This is a genomic window from Kinneretia sp. DJ1R-11, assembly GCF_025717595.1.
Taxonomy (GTDB): Bacteria; Pseudomonadota; Gammaproteobacteria; order Burkholderiales; family Burkholderiaceae_C; genus Paucibacter_A.
In genome coordinates, this window is record NZ_JAJIRR010000034.1 from 1 (window position 1) to 2,466 (window position 2,466).

Consider the following 2,466-nt stretch of genomic DNA (forward strand, 5'->3'; position numbering starts at 1 on the left):
CAGTTCACACAGTCGGCCACTACCCGACATTGGTGACAGGCTGCTTTGAGGTCTGCCACGGGTCAGGCTGAGAGGACCTTGCAGACGGTACGCCCGATCGTTTAGCCTCCCAGGAGCCAGAACGAGGCCCGCATGTCCGACTCGCCGCATCAGAATCCGCCCTTGATGGCGCCGCTGCGAAGCTTCTTGCTCGACGCGGTGCTGCAGTTCACCTGCCAGGCGCAACGTTTGCCCGGGGTGCTTCGCATTGCGCTGATCGGCTCATTGACCACGCCAAAACAAGACCCCAAAGATGCCGACGTGCTGGTCACGGTTGAGCCCACCTTGGATTTGACCAAGTTGGCCCGGCTGGGTCGCCAACTCAAAGGCACGGGTCAAACCCGCAGCAGCGGCGCAGACATCTTCCTGGCTCACCCAGAACAGCAATACATCGGGCGCATTTGCGGCTGGCGAGAGTGCCGGTTCGGCGTGCGCCTGGCGTGCCGGGCCGGCCACTGTGGGCGACGCGAATACCTCAATGACGACCTGCATGTTGTCAATCTAGGCACGCAGTTGATTGCGCACCCACCCGTGGAGTTGTGGCCCGTGGTGGTCTGCCACCAAAGCGTGCCCGTCGATGTGACCCAGCGCTTGCTGGTTCCCCTGGCAGATCTGCAGAAGCGTCCGCCGTCGTCGGGATGATGCCGGTTCCGGTGCCCGCCGCAGCAGGTCGGCGCTCCGTCAGGCGAAGGCTATCCCGTCTATCTTCTCAGCCAGCGCACGCGTGGGGCGCCAGCGGCCGCCCTGTGCAACAAAGCGCTCCGTGGCGTCGAGGACTGCGGCAGGCCGTCGCGCTTCACCCAACAGACCCTCCAACGCAAGGCCGGCGAACGCGCGCTGTTGCCGTTCGAACCGTTCGGTGTCGACTCGGCCATCGACGTCGAACGGAAGCACGAAATACACCCGCCTGACAACCTGAAGCACCGTACGTCCGTTGACTTCGAGGATCAGCTCCGCAACCCGCACCCGCTGGCCAGCCAGTGAGGGCATGGTGTGAAGAACCGGATCCCGCATGAGCCCTTCGAACGTCGTGTTCCCGATGCGGATCACACGCTCCTCATGATCTACAAAATAGCGGCGACAGGACATGCCCATGGCAGTATGCAGGTGGGTCGGCAACAGATTCAACGGTATCCGCAAACGGTGGTTCTTGGAAGCCTGAACGCGCACGCCTAAGCTGGGCTGAGCCTGTCCAGCGGGCTGCGCACCGCACCGCCGCCAAGCTTGAGCACATGGGTGTAGATCGTCGTGGTGGACACATCCGCATGGCCGAGCAAGTCTTGCACCGTGCGGATGTCATAGCCGTCCTGCAGCAGATGAGTGGCAAAGCAGTGGCGCAGTGTGTGCGGCGTGGCGGGCTTGTCGATGCCGACCGTCAGAATCGCCCGCTTGAAGGCCCGTTGGAAGGTTTCGTCGTAGAGGTGATGGCGCCGAACGACACCGCTGCGCGGATCGGTCGAGAGATGGTCTTGAGGAAACACCCAGAACCAACCCCAACTGACGCCCGCGCGTGGGTATTTGCGTTCAAGCGCATAGGGCATGTCCACGCCGGCCCGCCCGTCTTCAACATCCTGGCACCAAATCTGACGTCCTGCCGCCATCTGCGCTCGCAGCTCCGGCACCAGTGACGCCGGCAACATCACCACGCGGTCCTTGCCGCCCTTGCCCTGGCGCACATAGACGGCGCGTTGAGCGAAATCCACGTCTTTGACCCGCAGCCCCAGCGCTTCTGAAATTCGCATGCCCGTGCCGTACAGCAAGCGCGCGAGCAACTGATGCTGACCCTTCATTTGCCCCAGGACCAAGACAACCTCATCGACGCTCAGCACCACCGGCAGCCTGCGCTTGGGTACGGGCCGCCCAATCTCCTGCATCCAAGGCAGTTGCTGACCTAACACCTTGCCGTACAGAAACAGCAGAGCCGACAAGGCCTGTCGGTGGCTGGACGGTGCCAAGCCGCGATCCGCCGCCAGGTGCGTGAGGAACGCCTCAACCTCCGGCCCGCCCATGGTCGCCGGATGCTTCAAGCCGTGGAAGCGTATGAAGGCGCGGCACCAGTGCGAATACGCATGTTCAGTGCGCAGGCTGTAATGCAACATGCGGATGCGCTCACGCAGTTGATCCAGCAGTCTGAAGGCCTTCAGCGGAGGCAGATCGATGACGGCGGGTGGGCGAAGATGCGCACGCGGCGGCGTGGGGTTATAACCGGATGGCGACATGAATAATGCCTCCCTCGGACGGGGCCGCGCGACCATCCGAGCGCTTTGTAACAGGCGCGGCTTTTGGTGCGCAATTTAATGCTGTATAAATAAACAGTCAAGTGGGAGGAAGTGAAGATGTGGCAAAGACTTGCGGGACCCCATGGGCTGCCTGTTACCGCGCGGGTCACGGTGTTATCCGACACTGAGCGTCGCTATACAACACGTT

At 62.4% G+C, this 2,466-nt stretch carries 3 protein-coding genes; 1 reads left to right on the forward strand and 2 read right to left on the reverse strand.

The window, feature by feature from the left end; all coding sequences use genetic code 11:
* Window positions 1-132 precede the first annotated feature (132 nt).
* Window positions 133-681 (forward strand): hypothetical protein, encoded by a 549-nt coding sequence (locus LNV23_RS23735; protein WP_263565220.1) that lies wholly within the window; start codon window positions 133-135, stop codon window positions 679-681.
* Window positions 682-720: 39 nt separating this feature from the next.
* On the opposite strand, the gene LNV23_RS23740 is transcribed toward LNV23_RS23735, so the two are convergent.
* Window positions 721-1,167 carry a hypothetical protein gene (locus tag LNV23_RS23740; protein ID WP_263565221.1) on the reverse strand — a complete coding sequence of 149 codons (447 nt, stop codon included), beginning with the start codon at window positions 1,165-1,167 and terminating at the stop codon, window positions 721-723.
* A 44-nt stretch (window positions 1,168-1,211) separates the two neighbouring features.
* Complete coding sequence (locus tag LNV23_RS23745; protein WP_263565222.1) at window positions 1,212-2,294, reverse strand: integron integrase; 1,083 nt, start codon at window positions 2,292-2,294, stop codon at window positions 1,212-1,214.
* Between the last annotated feature and the right edge of the window lie 172 nt (window positions 2,295-2,466).

Excerpts from the sequence above, each read along its gene's own strand:
- LNV23_RS23735 (WP_263565220.1), top strand. The coding sequence starts at position 133 with ATGTCCGACTCGCCGCATCAGAATCCGCCCTTGATGGCGCCGCTGCGA.
- LNV23_RS23745 (WP_263565222.1), bottom strand. The coding sequence starts at position 2,294 with ATGGTCGCGCGGCCCCGTCCGAGGGAGGCATTATTCATGTCGCCATCC.